This window comes from Variovorax humicola (assembly GCF_037889915.1).
Classification (GTDB): domain Bacteria; phylum Pseudomonadota; class Gammaproteobacteria; order Burkholderiales; family Burkholderiaceae_C; genus Variovorax; species Variovorax humicola.
In genome coordinates this window covers 631,190-652,116 of sequence record NZ_JBBKZV010000002.1, presented here as the reverse complement: position 1 = coordinate 652,116, position 20,927 = coordinate 631,190, and the positions used below count along the sequence as shown (strand labels likewise).

The window sequence follows — 20,927 nt, the reverse complement described above, 5'->3', positions numbered from 1 at the left end:
CAAGGTCTGCATCGTCGAGGTCGAGAAGATCGTCGAGGTCGGCGAGATCGCGCCCGACGACATCCACCTGCCGGGCATCTATGTGCACCGCATCGTGCTCAACGCCACGCCCGAGAAGCGCATCGAGAAGCGCACCGTGAGCGCGTCCGCGCCGGTCGACCCCGTTGCCGCCAAGATCGAGGCGCAAGCCGTGATCGCCCATGCCGCCGTGGTCGGCACGCCCGCCCCCGTCAAGAACAACAAAGGAGTTTGAGATGCCCTGGACCCAGGACCAAATGGCCGCACGCGCGGCGCAAGAGCTCGAAGACGGTTTCTACGTCAACCTCGGCATCGGCATCCCGACGCTGGTCGCGAACTTCGTCGGCGACAAGGAAGTCTGGCTGCAGAGCGAGAACGGCATGCTGGGCATCGGCCCGTTCCCGACCGAGGACCAGGTCGACGCCGACCTCATCAACGCCGGCAAGCAGACCGTGACCACGCTGCCGGGCAGTGCGATCTTCGGCAGCCATGACAGCTTTGCCATGATCCGCGGCGGCAAGATCAACCTGAGCATCCTCGGCGCGATGCAGGTCAGCGCCAAGGGCGACCTGGCCAACTGGATGATTCCCGGCAAGATGGTCAAGGGCATGGGCGGCGCGATGGACCTGGTGGCCGGCGTGAAGCGCGTGATCGTCCTGATGGAACACGTCGCGCGGAAGAAGGACGGCAGCACCGACCTGAAGATCCTCGATGCCTGCTCGCTGCCGCTGACCGGCGTGGGCGTGGTCGACCGCATCATCACCGACCTGGGCGTGATGGACGTGACGCCCGAGGGCCTGAAGGTGACGGAGCTCGCACCGGGCGTGAGCTTCGACGAACTGCAAGGCAAGACGGGCTGCAAGCTCGTCCAGTGATCCAACTCACCGAGCGCGCGTTCGGCCGCATGCCGGACGGCCGCGACGTCGTCGAGTACACGCTCGACAACGGCCGCGGCATGCGCTTGTCCGCCGTCAACCTGGGCGGCATCGTGACCGCGCTGCATGTGCCCGGCCGCGACGGGCGCAGCGCCAACGTCGTGCTCGACCTGCCGACGCTGGCGGACTATGTCGAGCGCAATCCGCACTTCGGGGTGATCGCCGGGCGGTACGCCAATCGCATCGCAGGCGGACGGTTCGAACTCGACGGCAAGGCGCACCAGGTCACCGTGAACAATGGTCCCAACTCGCTGCATGGCGGGCAGAAGGGTTTCGGCGCGCGGTGGTGGCGCATCGAACCCGTGCAGGACGGCGACGGCAACGTCGCGCTCGACTTGCGCTACACCAGCGCGAGCGGTGAAGAGGGTTATCCCGGCGAGATGCAGGCAACCGTGCGCTACACGCTCAGCGCCGTGGCCAACGATTGGCGCATCGACTATCACGCGGTGTGCGACCAGCCGACAGTCGTCAACCTGAGCCATCACGACTACTTCAACCTGGGCGGCGGAGGCTCGGTGCTGGACCATCGGCTGACGCTTGCCGCGAGCCGATTCGCGCCCGTCGATTCGACATTGATCCCGACAGGTCTGGCCGACGTCGCCGGCACGCCGTTCGACTTTCGCAAGCCCACGGCCATCGGCGCGCGCATCCGTCAATCGCATCCGCAATTGCTCACCGCCAAGGGCTACGACCACAACTGGGTGCTGGACCGGAAGGACGTCGACGCGGATGGCCTGGCGCTCGCCGCGCGCGTCGAGCATGACGCATCCGGCCGCACGATGGAGGTCCACACGACCGAGCCGGGGGTGCAGTTCTATTCGGGCAATTTCCTCGAGGGCAACCTGATCGGCAGTGCCGGCATGGCATGGCGGCAAAGTGATGGCTTGTGCCTCGAAACGCAGCACTTTCCGGACTCGCCGAACCAGCCAGGATTCCCGCCCACGATCCTGCGGCCGGGCGAGATTTTCCGGAGCACGACGCTGCATCGCTTCGGTCTTTGCTGACACGCACATGACCTGAACCCAGGCTGTTCGGTGGGGTAGCCATAGGGCATTCGCCGTGGTTCAATGGCGCCATGAATTACAAGGCGATACGTCAGGGCAGTACTCTTCGTGGAGCGGCATTGATGGCTGCCCTGGTACCGGCTTTTGCGGCAGCGCAGCAAGCCGCGTCGGCCGACACGTCCACAAGCTCGAATGCCTGGCGCTATTCGTTGTCGGTCTACGGCTACCTTCCGAGCCTGAGCGGGCAGAGCAGCGCGAACACGCCTGCGGGCGGGCCGACCATCGACATCGATGCCGGCAAGATCGTCGACAGCCTGAAGTTCACCTTCATGGGTGCGGCCGAAGCCAACAATGGGCGCTGGGGTGCCTTTACGGACCTCATCTACCTCGACCTGGGCGGCAGCAAGCAATCCAGCCGCGCCTTCACGATCGGGCATGCGCCGCCACCCTTCGGGGCAACGGCTGACCTCAGTTGGGACCTCAAGGGCTCGCTCTGGACAGTAGGCGGCGAATACCGCGTGATGGCGGATCCGGTCCTGACGCTGGACTTGCTCGCCGGCGCGCGCATGTTCGCGCTGAAGCCCACCCTGCGCTGGAACGTGCTGGGCGACGCGGGGTTGCTGCAGCCGGTCGGCCGCGTCGGCAGCGCGTCGACCAGCGAGACGGTGTGGGACGGCATCGTGGGCGTGAAGGGCCGCTATGCCGTGGGCAACAATGGCAAGTGGTCTCTGCCGTTCTACTTCGATGCCGGCACCGGCCAGTCGCACCTGACCTATCAGGCCGCCGCGGGCGTCAGCTATTCCTACTCGTGGGGCGAACTCACGGCGATGTGGCGCTACCTGTCATACGACATGAAGCCTGGCGGGTCGATCGACAACCTGCATTTCAACGGGCCGATGGTGGGCGCAACGGTCAGGTGGTAAGGGGCGAGGCCTCACTTCCGCTTCACGCTAGTCGGCATCCAGCCGTAGCCCATACACGGCCTGGCTCTCGCTCTTCAGCGCCTTCATCATGATCTTTGCCGCTGGCGACAGCAGGCGGTCGGTGCGCGTGATGATGCCGAACATGTCCATGTGGCAGGGCATGGCCAGCGGCAGGATCGCGACGATGCCGTGCGCCGCGTAGTAGCGCCCGACGTCGGTGGCCATCACGGCGATCATGTCGCTCTGCTGCAGCATGCGCGTGATGAAGAGCAGGGCGGCGCTTTCGATCACGTTGAGCGGCGGGGGCAGGCCTTCTTCCTGGTACATGAGGTCGAAGCGGTGCCGCAGCACGCTGCCCGCGGGCGGCACGATCCAGCCGGCCGACACCACGTCGCGCAGCGTGAGACCGCTCATGCCGAGCAGGGGATGGCCGGGACGCACCAGCGCGCACACCGGCTCTTCGGTCAGCGCTTCATAGCGCAGCTTCGATTTGTCGTGCTCCGCGAAAAGGCGCGCCACCAGGATGTCGAGCTTGCCTTGCTCCAGCCGCTCCATCAGCACGGGGCTGGTCTCGATCTCCACGGAGATGCGCAGGTTCGGCTGTTCACGCTTGACCGCGGCGACCGCGCCCGGCAGCAAGGCCAGGCCCGGCGACGTGATCACGCCGACGTTCACCTGGCCGAAGCGGCCGGCCTTCAGCGCGCCCAATTCGTCGTGCGCTTCGTTCAACGTGGCCAACGCAATGCGCGCGTGGCGGATCATGGTTTCCCCGTACCACGTGGGGCGCATGCCACGCGGCAGCCGGTCGAACAGCGAAACCTCGAGCACGTCCTCCAGGTCCTTCAGCAGCTTCGAAGCCGCCGGCTGGGTCATGTTCAGCACCTGCGCGGCGCGGTGGATGTTGCCTTCTTCGGCCAGTGCCACGAGCAGCAGCAACTGGCGGGTCTTGAGTCGCGCACGGATGAACCAGTGCGTGTAGTTGGTCATGGAGGGTTTACCTGAATGCTCGTTTTGCTATCGATTGAATCCAATTAAAGATTGGAAAGATATTGGTGCGATTCCTACACTCGCGCCACTTTGAAACGCAGCGATCTCACCCAACGCGCTCGCCACTACATCAACGGCCGGTGGGAGACGGGCGTGACTACGGGTTTGAGCGAGAACCCGTCGGACACGAGCGAGGTCGTGGCCGAATATGCGCGCGCCGACCGCGTCCAGACCGAACTGGCGATTCGTGCCGCGGCCGATGCCTTCCCGCATTGGAGCCAGACCACGCCCCAGCGTCGCGCGGATGTGCTCGACCAGATCGGGGGCGAGATTCTTGCGCGCAAGGATCAACTGGGCTTGCTGCTCGCGCGCGAAGAGGGCAAGACGCTGCCCGAAGCCATCGCCGAGGCGACGCGGGCCGGGCAGATCTTCAAGTTCTTCGCCGGCGAGGCATTGCGCGCGGGCGGTGAAAGCATGGCCTCCGTGCGGCCCGGCGTGCATATCGAAGTCACGCGCGAGCCGGTCGGCGTGGTCGGGCTGATCGCGCCGTGGAACTTTCCGCTCGCGATCCCGGCATGGAAGATCGCGCCGGCACTGGCATACGGTAATACGGTGGTATTCAAGCCGGCCGAACTGGTGCCGGGTTGCGGCTGGGCGCTGGCCGACATCGCGAGCCGTGCGGCGCTGCCGGCGGGCGCTTTCAACCTCGTCATGGGCAGCGGACGCGAAGTGGGCCAGGCACTGGTCGATAGCCCGTGGGTCGATGCATTGAGCTTCACCGGCTCGGTGGAGACAGGTGAACGCATCCTGCAAGCCGCCACCGCGCGGCATGCCAAGGTGCAACTTGAAATGGGCGGCAAGAATCCGCTCGTGGTGCTGGCGGATGCCGACCTCGACAAGGCGGTCGACTGCGCCGTGCAGGGCGCGTACTACTCGACCGGCCAGCGCTGCACGGCGTCGAGCCGGCTGATCGTCGAGGCCAAGGTGTTCGACACATTCGTTGCGCGTCTGCGACAGCGCATGGGGACCTTGCGCGTCGGCCATGCCGTGGAGTCGGGCGTTCACATCGGGCCGGTGGTCGACCGCGGGCAACTGGAGCAGAACCTCGCATGGATGGCTGTCGCGCGGGATGAAGGCGCCGAGCTCGTGTGCGGTGGCGAGGTGCTGAAGCGCGCGACCGTGGGCCATTTCATGAGCCCCGCGCTCTTTCTCGCCCGGCCGGATCATCGTGTCGCACGCGAGGAGATCTTCGGGCCGATCGCCTGCGTGCTGGAAGCTACCGACTACGAACATGCGTTGGCGCTTGCCAACGACACGCCGTTCGGCCTTTGCGCCGGCATCTGCACCACCTCGCTCAAGCATGCGATGCACTTCAGGCGGCATGCCCGGGTCGGCATGACGATGGTCAACCTGCCGACGGCAGGTGTCGACTATCACGTGCCGTTCGGCGGGCGCAAGGGATCAAGCTATGGCCCCCGCGAACAGGGCCGTTACGCAGCGGAGTTCTATACCTCGGTCAAGACGGGCTACATGCTGGCTTGAACGGCCCGGGGTCGAACATTTCTCACCACGCCAACCAGGAGACATCACCATGAAACTGACACGTCGCACTCTGACCACGGCACTCGCCTCTGCATCGCTCACGAGCCTGCTGCCGGCCACCGCGTTCGCGCAAAACAAGATCGTGCTCGGCTTCGCCCAGGTAGGCGCGGAAAGCGAGTGGCGCACGGCCAACACGGAGTCGATCAAGTCGTCGGCGGCCGCGGCTGGCATTGATCTCAAGTTCTCCGATGCGCAGCAGAAGCAGGAGAACCAGATCAAGGCGATTCGCTCGTACATCGCGCAGAAGGTCGACGTGATCGCCTTCTCGCCGGTGGTCGAGACCGGCTGGGACACCGTGCTGCTCGAAGCCAAGGCCGCGAAGATCCCGGTGGTGCTGACGGACCGTTCGGTCAACTCGAAGGACGACTCGCTCTATGTGACCTTCATGGGCTCCGACTTCACCGAGGAAGGCCGCAAGGCCGGCCGCTGGCTGGTCGAGAAGATGAAGGACAACAAGGGCGAGGTGAATATCGTCGAACTGCAGGGCACGGTGGGTTCCGCGCCGGCCATCGACCGCAAGAAGGGCTTCGAGGAAATCATCAAGTCCGACCCGAAGTTCAAGATCATCCGGTCGCAGACCGGCGACTTCACCCGCGCCAAGGGCAAGGAGGTGATGGAAGCCTTCCTGAAGGCTGATGGCAAGAAGATCAACGTGCTCTACGCGCACAACGACGACATGGCCATCGGCGCGATCCAGGCCATCGAGGAAGCGGGCCTGAAACCGGCGAAGGACATCATCATCATCTCGATCGATGCAGTGAAGGGCGCCTTCGAGGCCATGATGGCGGGCAAGCTGAACGTGTCGATCGAGTGCAGCCCGCTGCTCGGGCCGCAGCTGATGAGCGCGGTGAAGGACATCAAGGCCGGCAAGCCGCTGCCCAAGCGCATCGTGACGCAGGAAGGTATCTTCCCGATGGAAGTTGCCGACAAGGAATTCCCTTCACGGAAATACTGAGGTCGTATCCAGGCGACGCGCCTCCTCAGGGGGCGTCGCCATCCCCTTGCCAGGGGCGACACCACACGACGCAATATCCAGGAGACCATTCGAATGAAACGCACCTTTCTCAAGACCCTGCTCGCAGGCATCGCAGCTACCGGGCTCATCGGCGTGGCCTCGCTCGCGCAGGCACAGGACAAGGGCCCGATCGCCATCTCGATGCCGACCAAGTCGTCGGCACGCTGGATCGCCGACGGCGCCAACATGGTCAAGTACTTCAAGGAGAAGGGGTACAAGACCGATCTCCAGTATGCCGACGACGACATCCCCAACCAACTCGCGCAGATCGAGAACATGGTGACCAAGGGCTCGAAGGTGCTTGTCATCGCGGCCATCGACGGCACGACGCTGTCCGACGTGCTGCAGAAGGCGGCGGACAAGGGCGTGAAGGTCATCGCGTACGACCGGCTCATCAAGGGCTCGAAGAACGTCGACTACTACGCCACCTTCGACAACTTCCAGGTGGGTGTGCTGCAAGCGCAGTCGATCGAGAAGTCGCTGAACCTCAAGGCCGGCAAGGGCCCGTTCAACATCGAATTGTTCGGCGGCTCGCCGGACGACAACAACGCCTTCTTCTTCTATGACGGGGCCATGTCGGTGCTGAAGCCGTACATCGACAGCGGCAAGCTGGTGGTGCGCAGCAAGCAGATGGGCATGGACAAGGTCGGCACGCTGCGCTGGGACGGCGCAGTGGCGCAGGCGCGCATGGACAACCTGCTGTCGGCCTACTACACGAAGGACCGCGTCGATGCGGTGCTGTCGCCTTACGACGGCCTGTCGATCGGCATCCTGTCCTCGCTGAAGGGCGTGGGCTATGGCTCGGGCTCGCAGGCGATGCCGGTGGTGACGGGCCAAGACGCCGAGGTGCCGTCGATCAAGTCGATGCTGCGCAAGGAACAGACCTCGACCATCTTCAAGGACACCCGCGAACTGGCCAAGGTGACAGTGGGCATGGTGGATGCCATGATGGCCGGCACGAAGCCCGAGGTGAACGACACCAAGACCTACAACAATGGCGTGAAGGTGGTGCCGTCATACCTGCTGAAGCCGGTGAGCGTGGACATCGGCAACTGGAAGCAGGTGCTGATCGACAGCGGCTACTACACCGAAGCGCAGATCAAGTAGCTGCAGGGCGGAATGCTCGCGCTGCGAGGTTTGACGGGAGAGACGAGTTGAACGACGCGATTCTGGAGATGCGTGGCATCACGAAGACGTTCCCAGGGGTGAACGCACTCGACAACGTCAACCTTGCGGTGCGCGCGGGCGAAATCCATGCCGTCGTCGGCGAGAACGGGGCAGGAAAGTCGACGCTGATGAAGGTGCTCAGCGGCGTCTATCCCGCCGACACCTACACCGGCGAGATTCATTTCGAGGGCGAGCTGCGGCGCTTCAAGGACATTGCAGACAGCGAGAAGCTCGGCATCATCATCATCCACCAGGAGTTGGCGCTGGTGCCGCTGCTGTCGATTGCCGAGAACATCTTCCTCGGCAACGAGACGGCGCGCGGCGGGGTGATCGACTGGTTCGAGGCGTATGCCAGGACACGGGAGTTGCTCGACAAGGTGGGCTTGAAGGAGCATCCGACCGCGCTCATCACCAACCTTGGCGTGGGCAAGCAGCAGCTCGTGGAAATCGCAAAGGCCTTGTCGAAGAAGGTCAAGCTGTTGATCCTCGACGAGCCCACCGCGAGCCTGAACGAGAGCGACAGCGATGCGTTGCTGGCGCTGCTGCTCGGCCTGAAAGCGCAGGGCATCTCGTCGATTCTCATCTCGCACAAGCTCAACGAGATTGCCAAGGTGGCGGATTCCATCACCGTGCTGCGCGATGGCGGCACGGTCGAGACGATGGACTGTCGCCTCACCGCGATCAGCGAAGACCGCATCATCCGGGGCATGGTCGGGCGCGACATGGCGCATCGCTATCCGCAACGTTCGCCGAACATCGGCGAGACCATCTTCGAGGTGCGCGACTGGCGCGTGCACCATGAGCTGCATGCCGACCGCGAGCAGATCAAGGGCGTGAATCTTCATGTGCGCAAGGGCGAGATTGTCGGTATTGCGGGCCTGATGGGGGCAGGGCGCACCGAGTTCGCGATGAGCGTGTTCGGCCGCTCCTATGGCCAGCGCATCAGCGGCAAGGCTTTCATGCACGGCAAGGAAGTCGACCTGGGCACCATTCGCAAGGCGATCGACCACGGCATTGCCTACGTGACGGAAGACCGCAAGGGCGCCGGCCTGGTGCTCGAGGAAGAGATCAAGAAGAACATCAGCCTGGCCAACCTGGAGGCGGTGTCCAGCGCGATGGTCATCGACGATGCGCGCGAGTACCAGGTGGCGGCCAACTACCGCAAGGCATTGAACATCCGCTGCGCCGACGTGTCGCAGCACGTGGTCAACCTGTCGGGTGGCAACCAGCAGAAAGTGGTGCTGAGCAAATGGCTGTTTGCCAAGCCGGAACTGCTGATGCTCGACGAGCCGACGCGCGGCATCGATGTGGGAGCCAAATACGAGATCTACACCATCGTCGACCAGCTGGCGAGCGAGGGCAAGGGCATCCTGATGATCTCGTCGGAGATGCCCGAACTGCTCGGCATGTGCGACCGGATCTACGTGATGAACGAAGGCCGCTTTGTCGCGGAGTACGTGGCCGCCGAGGCCACGCAAGAGAAAATCATGCGCGCCATCGTCAATTCGGGGAGTTCAGTCCATGACGAGTGAAGTGAAAAGGGTCATTGCCCCGACTGCGGCCGCACCTGCCGTGCCGACGGGTTCGACATCACCCAACAGCGGGTTCATCAAGAACAACCTGCGCGAATACGGCATGCTGATCTCGCTGGTCGCGATCATGGTGCTGTTCCAGGTGCTGACCGACGGCACGCTGATGCGTCCGCTCAACCTCACCAACCTGCTGCTGCAGAACAGCTACATCGTCATCATGGCGCTGGGCATGCTGCTGGTGATCGTGGCGGGACACATCGACTTGTCTGTGGGCTCGGTGTGCGGCTTCATCGGCGCGCTGGCGGCGGTGCTGATGGTGCAGTTCGACTGGCACTTCATTCCGACGACCATTGTCTGCCTCGTCGCGGGCGGCGCCATCGGCGCGGCGCAGGGCTGGTTCGTCGCGTACTTCCGCATCCCGTCGTTCATCGTCACGCTGGCGGGGATGCTGGTGTTCAAGGGGCTGTCGCTCGCCCTGCTGGCGGGCCAGTCGGTGGGGCCGTTTCCCGAAACCTTCCAGCGGCTGAGTTCCGGCTTCATTCCCGACGTGATCGGTGGCGAGACGATTCGCACCACTTCGGTCGTGCTGGGTGTCGTTGCGGCGGCCGCGATGATGTTCTTTGCGCTGCGCGGCCGGGCCGGGCTGGCGAAGCACGGCATGGCGCAGGAGCCTTACGCTTTCTTCCTGGTCAAGAACCTGTTCTTCGCGGGCGTGGTGCTGTTCCTGAGCTATCTGCTCGCGTCGTACAAGGGCCTCCCGAATGTGCTGATCGTGATGACGGTGCTGATCGTGGCCTATGACTTCGTCACCAACCGGATGACCATCGGACGGCGCATCTACGCGATGGGCGGCAACGAGAAGGCGGCGCGGCTGTCGGGCGTCAAGACGCAGCGGCTGGCGTTCCTGACCTTCGTGAACATGGGCGTGCTGGCGGCGTTGGCCGGGCTGGTGTTTGCCGCGCGGTTGAACACCGCCACGCCGAAGGCCGGTCTCGGCTTCGAGCTCGACGTGATCGCCGCCTGCTTCATCGGCGGCGCCTCCGCATCGGGCGGCGTGGGCAAGGTGATGGGCGCGGTCATCGGCGCCTTCGTGATGGGCGTGATGAACAACGGCATGTCGATCCTCGGCATCGGCATCGACTACCAGCAGGTCATCAAGGGCCTGGTGTTGCTGGCCGCGGTGTTCATCGACGTCTACAACAAGAACAAGTGACCCCTCCATGGCCGCGCCCGACGTCGCACCCGTCCTGGAACTGACCGGCATCTCCAAGGATTTTTCCGGCGTCAGCGTGCTGCGCGACGTGCGGTTGCGGCTGTACCCCGGAGAGATCCATGCGCTGATGGGACAGAACGGCGCGGGCAAGTCGACCTTGATCAAGGTGCTCACGGGCGTGTTTGCTTCGAGCGGCGGGGAGATGCGGCTGGAGGGCGAGGCCATCCGGCCGTCGTCGCCGCTGGAGGCGCAGAAACTCGGTATCAGCACGGTGTACCAGGAGGTGAACCTGTGCCCGAATCTTTCGGTGGCCGAGAACGTGTTTGCCGGCCGCTATCCGCGCTGCGGCATGGCGCAGGGCTTCCGGATCGACTGGGGCACGGTGAATCGGCGGGCCGCCGAATTGCTGGCGCGGATCGGGCTCGATATCGACGTGACGCGGCTGTTGTCGAGCTACTCGGTGGCGGTGCAGCAGATGGTCGCGATTGCGCGGGCGCTGGGCGTGTCGTCGAAGGTGCTGATCCTCGACGAGCCGACCTCCAGCCTGGACGACGATGAAGTCCACAAGCTGTTCGAGGTGCTGCGGCGCTTGCGCAGCGAGGGGCTTGCGATCGTTTTCGTCACGCACTTCCTGAACCAGATGTATGCCGTGTCGGACCGCATCACGGTGTTGCGCAACGGCGCATGGGTTGGCGAATGGCGCGCGAGCGAATTGGGATCACAGGCGTTGATTGCCGCGATGCTGGGACGCGAGTTGGCTGCCCAATCGGCGCGGCCTACCGAGTTGCCGCCGTTCGACGCATCGGCCACAGCGCTGTTGCAGGCCGAGAACATCGGGCAGGCGGGCCAACTGCAGCCGCTGGATTTGCGCGTGCAGGCTGGCGAGATCGTCGGACTGGCCGGGCTGCTCGGTGCAGGCCGCACCGAGCTTGCGCGGCTGCTGTTCGGGCTGGAGGCGCCCGACCGCGGCGTGCTGAAGATCGACGGCAAGACAGTCAAGTTTGGCAACCCTGTCGATGCGATCCAGCAGGGGCTGGCGCTCTGCCCGGAGGAGCGCAAGACCGATGGCATCGTGGCCGAGCTGTCGCTGCGCGAGAACATCGCGCTGGCGCTGCAGGCGCGGCTTGGCACGCGGCGCTTTTTGTCGAAGGCGGAGCAGACGGCACTGGCCGAGAAGTTCGTCGCTTCCCTCGGCATCAAGACGACGAGCGTGGAGACGCCGATCGGCCTGCTTTCCGGCGGCAACCAGCAGAAGGCCATGATCGCGCGCTGGCTCGCGACCGAGCCGCGGCTGCTGATCCTCGACGAGCCGACGCGCGGCATCGACGTGGCTGCCAAGCAGGAAATCATGGAGCAGATCCTGCGGCTGGCGAAGGCCGGCATGGCGGTGCTGTTCATCTCCTCCGAAATGAGCGAGGTGGTGCGCGTGGCGCATCGCATCGTGGTGCTGCGCGACCGGCGCAAGGTGGGCGAGTTGCCCGGCGGCGCGAGCGAGGACGACGTGTACGAAATGATCGCGGCCGAGCATGCCTGAAGCAACGACGCCCAGCCTCTTCCACACTGCGATGCGGCATCGCCTGGCATGGCCGCTGGTCACGCTGCTGTTGCTGCTGGCGCTCAACACGGCGTTCAACGGCAGCTTCCTGCACATCGAAGTACGCAATGGTCATTTGTACGGCAGTCTCATCGACATCCTGAACCGCGCGGCGCCGCTGGTGCTGGTGTCGCTGGGGATGACGCTGGTGATCGCGACGCGGGGCATCGACATTTCGGTGGGCGCGGTGGTGGCGATTGCGGCGGCGCTGGCGGCCTGGATGATCGGCGGTTCGGTCAAGCCGGATGTCAGCCGCTTTCCGATGTGGCTGGCCATTGTCTCGGCGATAGCGCTGGCGCTGGCTTGCGGCGTCTGGAACGGGCTGCTGGTGGCCAAGGTCGGCATGCAGCCGATCATCGCGACGCTGATCCTGATGGTGGCGGGGCGCGGCATCGCGCAGCTCATCACGAGCGGACAGATCATCACGATCTACTACGCGCCGTATTTCTTCCTCGGCAGCGGCTACCTGTTCGGGCTGCCGTTCTCGCTGTACATCGCGGCGGCGCTTTTCGCTGTGCTGTATCTGGTCATCACGCGGACGGCGCTTGGGCTGTTCATCCAGGCGGTGGGCATCAACCCGACGGCGGCGCGTGTGTCGGGCGTGCAGGCACGGCGGTTGATCGTCGGGGCCTACGCGTTCTGCGGCGCGTGCGCGGGAATCGCGGGGTTGCTGATCAGCTCGAACGTGAAGAGCGCGGACGGCAACAACGCGGGGCAATTGCTGGAACTGGATGCGATCCTGGCCGTGACGCTGGGCGGTACGGCGCTCACGGGCGGGCGCTTCAGTCTGGTGGGCAGCGTGATCGGCGCGTTGATCATCCAGACGCTGACCTACGCGATCTACTCGCTGGGTGTGCCGCCGGAGATCAACCTGGTGGTGAAGGCCGTGGTGGTGTTCCTGGTGATGTTGCTGCAGTCGGCGGAGTTTCGGGGAACGGTGCGGGCGCTGGTCAGGCGGCCTGCGTTGGGTGAGGTGCAGTTGTGAGCGCGGTGCTTGCCAAGGACTCGCCCTCGCCCCGACCCTCTCCCGCCGGCGGGAGAGGGAGCAGGAAAAGGAGCGTCAATCCGAAGTACTTGCCATTGGCCGCGACCATATCGCTGTTCATGCTGATGGCGACGCTGGGCTCGGTCATGTACACCGGGTTCTTCTCGGCGCAGGTGTTCCTGAACCTGCTGATCGACAACGCCTTCCTCATCGTGGTCGCTGTGGGCATGACCTTCGTGATTCTTTCGGGCGGCATCGATCTGTCGGTCGGATCGGTCATCGCGTTGACCACGATGGTGTCGGCCTCGCTCGTGGAGAAGCACGGATGGAGCCCCGCCGCGGTGCTGCCGCTGGTGCTGCTCATGGGCACGGCGTTCGGAGCGTTCATGGGTTTGCTGATCGAGCGCTTTCGGCTGCAGCCATTCATCGTGACGCTGGCCGGCATGTTCCTGGCGCGCGGGCTTTGCTACGTGATCAGCATCGATTCGGTCAGCATCCAGAACGATTTCTACACGCAGGTGTCGCAGGTGCGCATCCCGGTGTGGGGCGATGCCTCGGTGTCGATCAGCGCAGTGATCGCGATCGTGGTGGTGCTGGCGGCGATCTTCATCGCCCATTGCACGCCGTTCGGCCGCACCGTGTACGCGATTGGCGGCAGCGAGAACTCGGCGCTGCTGATGGGCCTGCCGGTGCGCTCGACGCTGATCGGCGTCTACACGCTCTCGGGCTTCTGTTCGGCGCTGGCCGGCGTGATCTTCACGTTCTACATGCTATCGGGCTACGGGCTGCATGCGATCGGCCTCGAGCTGGATGCCATCGCGGCCGTGGTGATCGGCGGTACCTTGCTCACAGGCGGTGTCGGCTACGTGGCGGGCACGCTGTTCGGCGTGCTGATGCTCGGCATCATCCAGACGCTGATCTCGTTCGACGGCACGCTGAGTTCCTGGTGGACGCGCATCGTCGTCGGCGCCTTGCTCTTTGTCTTCTGCCTGCTGCAACGCTTCTTCACCTCGCGCGCGCCAAGGCGGTGATCGTGACGACCACGCACTTCAGCACCAGGGTGTGCGCCGAGCGCAGCCGCCGCGTCATCCGTGGCCGTCGATGCACCCCGACACGCGATCGGGTTTGCTGGAGACGGCGAAACGCCTCGATCCGCTGGTGCTACGCTGGGGCCGATGAATGAAGCGCTGCTGAGCAAGAGTCCCGACGTCCTGCGTGATCTCTGGTCGCTGGCAGCCCTTCCTGCCGAGGCGCTGCACTTCGCCAGCCTGACCGGCAGCGACCCGGTCTTTCCTTCATCCTTTGCGGTGGGTGCCGCTGCGCAGAGCACCATTGCCGCGGCCGCGCTCGCGGCCTGCGAACTGGGCCACCTGCGCGGCGTTGCGCGCCAGCAGGTCTCCATCGACATGCTCGATGCCGCCATCGAATGCACGGGCTGGTTCAGCATCGACGGCAAGGTACCCGATATCTGGGATGCGTTCTCAGGCCTTTACCGCTGCGCCGACGGTCATGTGCGGGTGCATGCCAACTTTGCGCACCATCGAGAAGGCGCGCTGCGCTTGCTGGGATTGGACCCGCAGAAGGCGCAGCGGGCCGACGCGGAGCAGGCGTTGCTTGGCTGGCGCGCGCTCGACTTCGAGGAAGCGGCCGCAGGGCAAAAGCTCGTCGCGACGGCGCTGCGGCGATTCGAGGAATGGGATGCGACACCGCAAGGCCGCGCCATTGCAACGCAGCCGCTGTTCACCATCGAACGCATCGGCGACGCCCCGCCGCTTGCCTTGCCGCCGCTGCGCGAAGACCATCGGCCGTTGACCGGCCTGCGCGTGCTCGACCTCACGCGCATCCTCGCCGGCCCGGTCGGCGGCAAGGCGCTCGCCGCCCACGGCGCTGACGTGATGCTCGTCAACTCGCCGAACCTTCCGAACATTTCTGCCATCGCCGATACCAGCCGCGGCAAGCTCAGCGCGCTGGTCGACCTGCTCCGTGAGGACGGCCGCGATGCGATGCGGCGCCTCGTCCGCGAGGCGCATGTGTTCACGCAGGGCTATCGACCGGGCGGCCTCCATGCGTTGGGCTTTGGCCCGGAAGAGGTCGCGCGGCTCCGTCCCGGCATCGTGTACGTCTCGCTCACCGCCTACGGCACCCAGGGTCCATGGGCCGGGCGCCGCGGCTTCGATTCGCTGGTGCAAACCGCCATGGGCTTCAACCATGCGGAGGGCGAGGCGGCCGGCGACGGCAAGCCGCGTCCCATGCCGATGCAGATCCTCGACGAAGCCACCGGCTACCTGATGGCCTTTGGCGCCGCCGCTGCGCTCGTGCGCCAGCAACACGAGGGTGGTAGCTGGCATGTGCAGGTGTCGCTGGCGCAGACCGGTCAATGGCTGCGCTCGTTCGGGCGGGTGACCGATGGGCTCGCAGCGGCCAGGCCCGACTTGCAACCACATCTTGAAACCACGGACTCCGGCTTCGGCCGTCTCACAGCCTTGCGCCACAGCGCGTGCCTTGCCCGCACGCCTGCCGCCTGGCCCCGCCTTTCGATGCCGCCGGGCAGTCATCCGCCATCCTGGCACGCCACAAGTTGAACGAACAGTAACGGTCGGTTTCAGCCAAGTCGTCCACTCAAACTTTGGTCTTATAACCAGTGGCTGCATCGAGGTTCAAGCCGGGAGCGACCGTGTTGGATTCGTTGATTTCGAGATGGGAAGTGTGGGTCGGTGTGATCGTGATCGCGATTGCTGCGGCCGTCGCGTTCGTGTGGTTTCGCCGGCGCTCTCGCAGCGGCCGCGATACTCCGACGGTGGCCTTGGTGCGGCGCCGGCGTGCACTCATGGCGCAACTGGAAGAACTGGCTGGCGACACCAGCCCCGCGCTGCTGCAGGCCGAGGCGCGCCGGCAGAACGCCAGTCCCGCGAGCATCGAAGTGCTCGAAGCCGCGGTGGCGCGAGCATCAAAAAACTAGGTGTCTGCAGAGACTGGCTTGGCGGCCGGCGGCAGCGATCGTCCCGGCCAGCGTCACGCCGCTCATGCCAATCGAGCAGCCCCGGCCTGCGCAGAATCATTCCTCATCTCGCTGCTGCTGATGCTGCCCCATCAAGGTCTGCTGCACCGACGGTGGCACGGCTTCGTAGTGCGACAGTTCCATCGTGTAGCGTCCCTGGCCGCTGGTCAGCGCATTGAGTCGCGACTGGTAGCCCGACAACTCGGCCAGCGGCACCTGACCGCGGATAAGCACCGTTCCCGCCGATCCGTTGGATGTGCCTGTGACCAGGCCGCGCCGGCCCGACAGGTCGCCGGTGACGTCGCCGACAACCTTGTCCGGCGCGGCGATGTCGATGTTCACCACCGGCTCCAGCACGATGGCGCGCGCAGCCTGGATGGCCGCGATGAAGGCCTTGCGCCCGGCCGTGGCGAAGGCGATGTCCTTGCTGTCGACGCTGTGATGCTTGCCGTCGTAAACCACCACGCGCACGTCGACCACGGGGTAGCCCGCGATGGCGCCGCGCTCCAGCACCTCGCGCACGCCTTTCTCGACTGCGGGGATGAACTGGCCCGGGATGGTGCCGCCGCGCACCTCGTCGGCAAACTCGAATCCGGCCCCGCGCGCCAGCGGCTCGATGCGCAGGAACACCTCGCCGAACTGCCCCGCGCCGCCGCTCTGCTTCTTGTGGCGATGATGGCCCTCGGCCGGCATCGTGACCGTCTCGCGATAGGCGATGCGCGGCGGGCGCGTGTTGACCTCGAAGCGGTAGACCTCGCGCAGCCGTTCCAGCAGCACGCGCAGGTGCAGTTCGCCCAGGCCGTAGACGATGGTTTCGTTGGTGACGACCGCGTGCTCCAGCCGCAGGCAGGGGTCTTCGTCGACCAGCTTGCCCAGGATTTCCCACATGCGCTGCTCGTCGCCGTGCCGCTTGGGCTCGATCGCCAGCCCGTGCACCGGAATCGGAAAATCCAGAGGCGCAAGATGCACCCGGTCGTCCTCGGCCGCGTCGTGCAGCACCGCGTCGAAATGGATCTCGTCGACCTTGGCCACGGCCGCGATGTCGCCCGGCAGCACCCGCGGCACCTCCACGTAGGTCTTGCCCTGCAGCATGAAAAGATGGCCTGCCTTGAAGGGCTTGCGGCCGTCGCCGATGTAGAGCTGGCTGTCGCGGGTGATGGTGCCCTGGTGCACGCGGAAGATGCCCATCTTGCCGACGTAAGGGTCGACGGTGACCTTGAATACATGCGCCAGCACGTGCTTCGACGGATCGGGCTCAACCGCCATCGGCCGTGCCTGCGTGCCTTCGCCGACGAGGAAGTCCGGCGGGTTGGCCTCGGTGGGGTCGGGCAGCAGCTTGACGATCACGTCCAGCAGCTCGGACACACCGGCGCCGCTGCGTGCCGAGACAAAACACACCGGGATCAGGTGCCCCTCGCGCAGAGCCTGTTCGAGCGGGGCGTGCAACTCGGACGGGTCCACGTCGCCTTCCTCGAGGTACCGGTCGACGAAGGCCGCATCGACCTCCACCACCTGCTCGACCAGCGCCCGGTGCGCCGCCTCGACCGGACCGAGGTCCGACTGCCCGTGGCGATTGAAGAAGCAGTCCACCACCCGCTTGTCCATTGCATTGGGCAGGTTCAGCGGGAGGCATTCGCGGCCGAAAGTGGCCTGGATGTCCGCCAGCAGGCCCGAAAGCGAGATGCCCTGCGAGTCGATCTTGTTGACGATGATCATCCGCGCAAGATGCCGCGAGGCCGCGTACTCCATCATGCGCACGGCCATCGACTCGATGCCGGTGGCGGCATTGATGACGACCGCGGCGGTTTCGACCGCCTCCAGCGCCGGCAGGCTCTGCCCGAGGAAATCGGGGCCGCCGGGGGTATCGATGAAGTGGATGCGAGTCCCGGCATGCGTCAGGTGCATCACCGACGAATTGAGCGAATGCTGCATGCGCCGTTCGATCGGGTCATGGTCGCTCACGGTGCTGCCGCGCTCCACGCTGCCAGTGGCGCCGATGGCGCCGGCGCTCTTGAGCATAAGTTCGGCGAGGGTGGTCTTGCCGCTGGCGGACGGGCCAACGAGGGCCAACGTGCGCACCTTCTCCAGTTCGGCCGCGAGGCCGTTCGATCGGCTTGGCATGGATCGTCTCCTTCCGCCCTCGGAAAGGGGCGGTACCGTGTTTTACGTCGGGGAGCGACGAACCGGATGCGGGCAAACGCGATGGAAGGGTGTTCCGGCTCGACAAATTGTCCGACTGGAGGTGATCCGGTGCAAGGAGGGCAGAACCCGCCCGACGTCGCCGCGAGGCGAGCCAGGGCCTGTTGACGCTGAAAGGGGCGCTTCCCTCCGGGTTGCCTAGGCCTTTCCCTTGACAGGCTGCGCCATCACGTTGGCAGCGTCTTCGCCCTTGGAATGCGACTTGCCCTCCTGTTCTGCCTTCTGCATCGCCTCGGCATCGGCCGGGTCGACGGGGCGGGCCTTCCGGGCTGCGTCCTTGACCTTGTCGGTCGACTGCGCGAAGGCGGTTGCGGCCTTGTCGTAGCGGCGGGTTGCCTCGTAGTTGCCTTCGCCCTGGATGTCAGGACTCTTCGTGCCTTGTGGGTCGGCCATGTCGTGCTCCTTCTGCTATGGAGAGGGGAGGCTATGGCGCGGACGGCCGGGCGATCTGTGGCGCAATGTCGCCGAGTGGAATCGGACAGAGCCCTGCGCCATGTAGGCGCGTTCCGACGGGTCGCGATCAGGCCGTCGCCAGGTCGGGAACGCGTCCCCATGCCTGGATGAAGAGGGACGAGACGACGAGCGTCGCGGGATCTTCCAGATGCCGTCGCAATGCCGTGGTCAACATCTCGAGATCGTCCTCTCCAACCAGCCCGCTGTCGACAAGCCGGCTGCGTGCGTTCTCGACGAAATCAAGCAACAGCATGCGACGCCCGTGCGCAAGTGGATATACATGAATCAGGGGATTCACGCGCACGTCGAGGAGTCCCGCCTCACGCAGCATGCCGGGCACCTTGAGGCCGACGAAGCGATCGATACCGTTCGCCTGCGCGTAGGCATCCAGAAGCTGCAGCAGGCGCGTCTGCGCGGGGTGTGGAGGCTCGCATCGCTGGAATGCCGCGTCGGCCTCATGCAGGGCAACGAATCCGCCGGGGCGTACGAAGCGCACCATCTCCGCAACGATCTGCCGCGGTTCCGGCACGTTGACGAGGACCAGCCGCGCGGTCGCGAGGTCGAATGCGCCCGCCGCCAGGTCGCTGGCACGGACATCCGCGGCAAGAACCTCGACGTTCGGGAGGGGGCGGTCGGCGACGAAGCGACGCGCTGTTTCGGCCTGCTCGGTGCTGCGTTCCACGCCGACGACGCGGCCCGTCGCGCCGACGCGCCTGGAGAGAAGATCGAGGCATCCTCGCGGTCCGCAGCCGACCTCCACGACCCGCCAACCATCACCCACGCCGATCTGGTCGAAGAGCCAATCCGATTCCTCCGCGAGTTCGAGCGCCTGGCGTTCCAGCCGGTCTTGTTCCGCCTGGCGGTAGCCGAGCAGGTACAAGTCTTCTTCGCTCATCTCATACCTCCTGCGGGAGCCCTGTCGCTTGGGTGGATGACGCTCAGCCGCGCGAGACTTCGATGCTGTACAGCCCCCACGGGCAAAGTGCGAACCGCTCCTTGAGCGGCTTGTCCTTGAACGCGGCAAGCGTGTCGGCCTCGTAGATCGCCCACTGCGGGCCCAACCCGCCCAATACGAGCGGCGCGCCGTCCATCTCTGTTGCAACGATCATGCGGTAGGTCCGCGCATCGGCCATCTTCAGCGGGACGACATAGCCGTCAACCGCGCGCATGCCGAGCATCGCGTCGGGCGCAACGCCCACCAACTCCAGCACGCTGGTGAGCAATGGGCCCGAGAGCGTGTGCGCCTTGGCGTCGTATTCGAGGGTCGGCTTGATCTTGACGGCAGGCAGGCGGTGCAATGCCTCGGCGTCGATTACGAAGGCCTTGTCGAAGGTGACCTTGTGCTTGACCATCAACTGGTCGAGCGCCGGATCGACAGGGCCCCGGTTGGACTTGCCGATGGCACCGCTGACGGTCAGCAGGCCCGGACCCTTGAGGGTTGGCTCGGCAGCCGACGTGCCGCTTGCAACAGGCAACAGTCCGGCAAGTGCCGCGGTGCCGAGGAAGTGTCGTTTGTTCATCGAATCATTGTGGGTCGGCGAGCCTGCGTTCGTCCACTGCCGCGCTGTAACGGCAAGTCAGGGCGTGGGCGATTCCCTGTGGGGCCGAAGGCACCTGATCCGTGCGACGAGGAGCGATCACGGCAACGCATTTGAGCCTCGACAGTTCCGTGCTCCAGCGCTCGGCCTCGATGCCGCAGCGCGTCGGCGCGATCCAGTCCGCGCTCGACGAGCGCGGCATGCACGCGACGGAAGGTGTGGAGGAACTGAGCCACCTGGCCCTGGACGAGTGGGTGCCGCGCAATGGAGCGCGCGTTGTCGCCAGGGCGTGGGTTGACCCGGCATTCCGCGAGCGTCTCCTTGCGAACGGGCGCGCGGCCATCACCGAACTCGGCATCCCGATGCCGAAGCACCACCGGCACCTCGTGGTACTGGAGAACACGCCGACCGTCCAGAACGTCATCTGCTGCAGGCTGTGCTCGTGCACGGCCTTCACGGTCATCGGCTTGCCGCCCGATTGGTACAAGGACCTGGAATACCGCGCCCGCGTCGTTCGCGAGTCGCGCACCGTGCTATTGAGCGCTCGCGCAACTCGGTGCCGGCCAGCATGCGCACAGTGCGCGCCGTGGGCTTCCCAGGCCTGTGCGAATTCGGCGATGAATTGCAGTCACGCCTTTTCAGGCTCGACGTGCGAGCCACTTGCCGGTCCGACGACCACCTGCACCAAACGGTAGGTGCGAAGCAGAGGCCGGATGGCGTGGCCATCGACACAGCACGTGACGGCTGCACTGGTGATGGCAGTG

General features: G+C 65.3%; 20 protein-coding genes and 1 pseudogene. 16 read left to right on the top strand and 5 right to left on the bottom strand.

Annotated features, from left to right (window positions below; all coding sequences use genetic code 11):
• From WKW80_RS06940 to WKW80_RS06925, 4 genes are all read left to right on the top strand, one after another.
• The coding region (locus WKW80_RS06940) for a CoA-transferase (protein WP_340362807.1) at positions 1-253 on the top strand (253 nt) is incomplete at its 5' end.
• A gap of 1 nt (position 254) precedes the next feature.
• The gene (locus WKW80_RS06935) at positions 255-893 is read left to right on the top strand and encodes a 3-oxoacid CoA-transferase subunit B (RefSeq protein WP_340362806.1); all 639 of its coding nucleotides are present in this window, start codon (positions 255-257) and stop codon (positions 891-893) included.
• The gene (locus tag WKW80_RS06930; RefSeq protein WP_340362805.1) at positions 890-1,957 is read left to right on the top strand and encodes an aldose epimerase family protein; all 1,068 of its coding nucleotides are present in this window, start codon (positions 890-892) and stop codon (positions 1,955-1,957) included. Before WKW80_RS06935 ends, WKW80_RS06930 begins: the two co-directional genes overlap by 4 nt.
• Positions 1,958-2,079: 122 nt before the next feature.
• Positions 2,080-2,880, top strand: a complete 801-nt coding sequence (locus WKW80_RS06925) for a hypothetical protein (RefSeq protein WP_340362804.1) — start codon at positions 2,080-2,082, stop codon at positions 2,878-2,880.
• A gap of 27 nt (positions 2,881-2,907) precedes the next feature.
• Here WKW80_RS06925 and WKW80_RS06920 read toward each other — a convergent pair whose 3' ends face one another.
• The gene (locus tag WKW80_RS06920) at positions 2,908-3,867 is read right to left on the bottom strand and encodes a LysR family transcriptional regulator (RefSeq protein ID WP_340362803.1); all 960 of its coding nucleotides are present in this window, start codon (positions 3,865-3,867) and stop codon (positions 2,908-2,910) included.
• Between the two features lie 90 nt (positions 3,868-3,957).
• Here WKW80_RS06920 and WKW80_RS06915 point away from each other — a divergent pair, with 90 nt between their 5' ends.
• From WKW80_RS06915 to WKW80_RS06865, 11 genes and pseudogenes are all read left to right on the top strand, one after another.
• Positions 3,958-5,409 (top strand): aldehyde dehydrogenase family protein, encoded by a 1,452-nt coding sequence (locus WKW80_RS06915; RefSeq protein WP_340362802.1) that lies wholly within the window; start codon positions 3,958-3,960, stop codon positions 5,407-5,409.
• 49 nt (positions 5,410-5,458) lie between these two features.
• On the top strand, positions 5,459-6,424 hold the full coding sequence (locus tag WKW80_RS06910) for an ABC transporter substrate-binding protein (RefSeq protein WP_340362801.1): 966 nt from the start codon (positions 5,459-5,461) through the stop codon (positions 6,422-6,424).
• Between the two features lie 93 nt (positions 6,425-6,517).
• Positions 6,518-7,591 carry a multiple monosaccharide ABC transporter substrate-binding protein gene (chvE, locus tag WKW80_RS06905; protein ID WP_340362800.1) on the top strand — a complete coding sequence of 358 codons (1,074 nt, stop codon included), beginning with the start codon at positions 6,518-6,520 and terminating at the stop codon, positions 7,589-7,591.
• A 68-nt stretch (positions 7,592-7,659) separates the two neighbouring features.
• Complete coding sequence (gene mmsA, locus WKW80_RS06900; protein ID WP_340362826.1) at positions 7,660-9,183, top strand: multiple monosaccharide ABC transporter ATP-binding protein; 1,524 nt, start codon at positions 7,660-7,662, stop codon at positions 9,181-9,183.
• Positions 9,173-10,396, top strand: a complete 1,224-nt coding sequence (gene mmsB / locus WKW80_RS06895; RefSeq protein WP_340362799.1) for a multiple monosaccharide ABC transporter permease — start codon at positions 9,173-9,175, stop codon at positions 10,394-10,396. Before mmsA ends, mmsB begins: the two co-directional genes overlap by 11 nt.
• A gap of 7 nt (positions 10,397-10,403) precedes the next feature.
• Positions 10,404-11,930, top strand: a complete 1,527-nt coding sequence (locus WKW80_RS06890; protein ID WP_340362798.1) for a sugar ABC transporter ATP-binding protein — start codon at positions 10,404-10,406, stop codon at positions 11,928-11,930.
• Positions 11,923-12,975 carry an ABC transporter permease gene (locus tag WKW80_RS06885; protein ID WP_340362797.1) on the top strand — a complete coding sequence of 351 codons (1,053 nt, stop codon included), beginning with the start codon at positions 11,923-11,925 and terminating at the stop codon, positions 12,973-12,975. Before WKW80_RS06890 ends, WKW80_RS06885 begins: the two co-directional genes overlap by 8 nt.
• Positions 12,972-14,006 carry a galactofuranose ABC transporter, permease protein YjfF gene (gene yjfF / locus WKW80_RS06880; protein ID WP_340362796.1) on the top strand — a complete coding sequence of 345 codons (1,035 nt, stop codon included), beginning with the start codon at positions 12,972-12,974 and terminating at the stop codon, positions 14,004-14,006. The genes WKW80_RS06885 and yjfF overlap by 4 nt, the downstream gene beginning before the upstream one ends.
• A 46-nt stretch (positions 14,007-14,052) precedes the next feature.
• Positions 14,053-14,154 (top strand): annotated as a pseudogene (locus WKW80_RS06875) (dihydrodipicolinate synthase family protein); the annotation flags it as partial.
• Positions 14,151-15,557, top strand: coding sequence for a CoA transferase (locus WKW80_RS06870; RefSeq protein WP_340362795.1), 1,407 nt, complete (start codon positions 14,151-14,153; stop codon positions 15,555-15,557). The pseudogene WKW80_RS06875 and the gene WKW80_RS06870, both read left to right, overlap by 4 nt.
• A 92-nt stretch (positions 15,558-15,649) precedes the next feature.
• Complete coding sequence (locus WKW80_RS06865) at positions 15,650-15,934, top strand: hypothetical protein (RefSeq protein ID WP_340362794.1); 285 nt, start codon at positions 15,650-15,652, stop codon at positions 15,932-15,934.
• A 96-nt stretch (positions 15,935-16,030) separates the two neighbouring features.
• On the opposite strand, the gene fusA is transcribed toward WKW80_RS06865, so the two are convergent.
• The 4 genes from fusA to WKW80_RS06845 form a co-directional block, all read right to left on the bottom strand.
• Entirely contained in the window at positions 16,031-18,094 is a 2,064-nt protein-coding gene (gene fusA / locus WKW80_RS06860) for an elongation factor G (RefSeq protein ID WP_340362793.1), read from the bottom strand.
• A 216-nt stretch (positions 18,095-18,310) separates the two neighbouring features.
• Positions 18,311-18,565, bottom strand: a complete 255-nt coding sequence (locus tag WKW80_RS06855; RefSeq protein ID WP_340362792.1) for a hypothetical protein — start codon at positions 18,563-18,565, stop codon at positions 18,311-18,313.
• Positions 18,566-18,692: 127 nt separating this feature from the next.
• Positions 18,693-19,505, bottom strand: a complete 813-nt coding sequence (locus tag WKW80_RS06850) for a methyltransferase domain-containing protein (protein WP_340362791.1) — start codon at positions 19,503-19,505, stop codon at positions 18,693-18,695.
• A 58-nt stretch (positions 19,506-19,563) separates the two neighbouring features.
• Positions 19,564-20,145 carry a putative pterin-binding protein gene (locus WKW80_RS06845; protein WP_340362790.1) on the bottom strand — a complete coding sequence of 194 codons (582 nt, stop codon included), beginning with the start codon at positions 20,143-20,145 and terminating at the stop codon, positions 19,564-19,566.
• A gap of 131 nt (positions 20,146-20,276) precedes the next feature.
• Here WKW80_RS06845 and WKW80_RS06840 point away from each other — a divergent pair, with 131 nt between their 5' ends.
• Positions 20,277-20,858: a nitrile hydratase subunit alpha gene (locus tag WKW80_RS06840; RefSeq protein ID WP_340362789.1), complete on the top strand. Its 582-nt coding sequence runs from the start codon at positions 20,277-20,279 to the stop codon at positions 20,856-20,858.
• The last annotated feature ends 69 nt before the right edge of the window (positions 20,859-20,927 follow it).

Coding starts and splice junctions, on each gene's coding strand:
- WKW80_RS06935 (WP_340362806.1), top strand. CDS start 255: ATGCCCTGGACCCAGGACCAAATGGCCGCACGCGCGGCGCAAGAGCTC.
- WKW80_RS06925 (WP_340362804.1), top strand. CDS start 2,080: ATGGCTGCCCTGGTACCGGCTTTTGCGGCAGCGCAGCAAGCCGCGTCG.
- WKW80_RS06920 (WP_340362803.1), bottom strand. CDS start 3,867: ATGACCAACTACACGCACTGGTTCATCCGTGCGCGACTCAAGACCCGC.
- WKW80_RS06910 (WP_340362801.1), top strand. CDS start 5,459: ATGAAACTGACACGTCGCACTCTGACCACGGCACTCGCCTCTGCATCG.
- chvE (WP_340362800.1), top strand. CDS start 6,518: ATGAAACGCACCTTTCTCAAGACCCTGCTCGCAGGCATCGCAGCTACC.
- mmsA (WP_340362826.1), top strand. CDS start 7,660: ATGCGTGGCATCACGAAGACGTTCCCAGGGGTGAACGCACTCGACAAC.
- mmsB (WP_340362799.1), top strand. CDS start 9,173: ATGACGAGTGAAGTGAAAAGGGTCATTGCCCCGACTGCGGCCGCACCT.
- WKW80_RS06890 (WP_340362798.1), top strand. CDS start 10,404: ATGGCCGCGCCCGACGTCGCACCCGTCCTGGAACTGACCGGCATCTCC.
- WKW80_RS06885 (WP_340362797.1), top strand. CDS start 11,923: ATGCCTGAAGCAACGACGCCCAGCCTCTTCCACACTGCGATGCGGCAT.
- WKW80_RS06870 (WP_340362795.1), top strand. CDS start 14,151: ATGAATGAAGCGCTGCTGAGCAAGAGTCCCGACGTCCTGCGTGATCTC.
- fusA (WP_340362793.1), bottom strand. CDS start 18,094: ATGCCAAGCCGATCGAACGGCCTCGCGGCCGAACTGGAGAAGGTGCGC.
- WKW80_RS06855 (WP_340362792.1), bottom strand. CDS start 18,565: ATGGCCGACCCACAAGGCACGAAGAGTCCTGACATCCAGGGCGAAGGC.
- WKW80_RS06845 (WP_340362790.1), bottom strand. CDS start 20,145: ATGAACAAACGACACTTCCTCGGCACCGCGGCACTTGCCGGACTGTTG.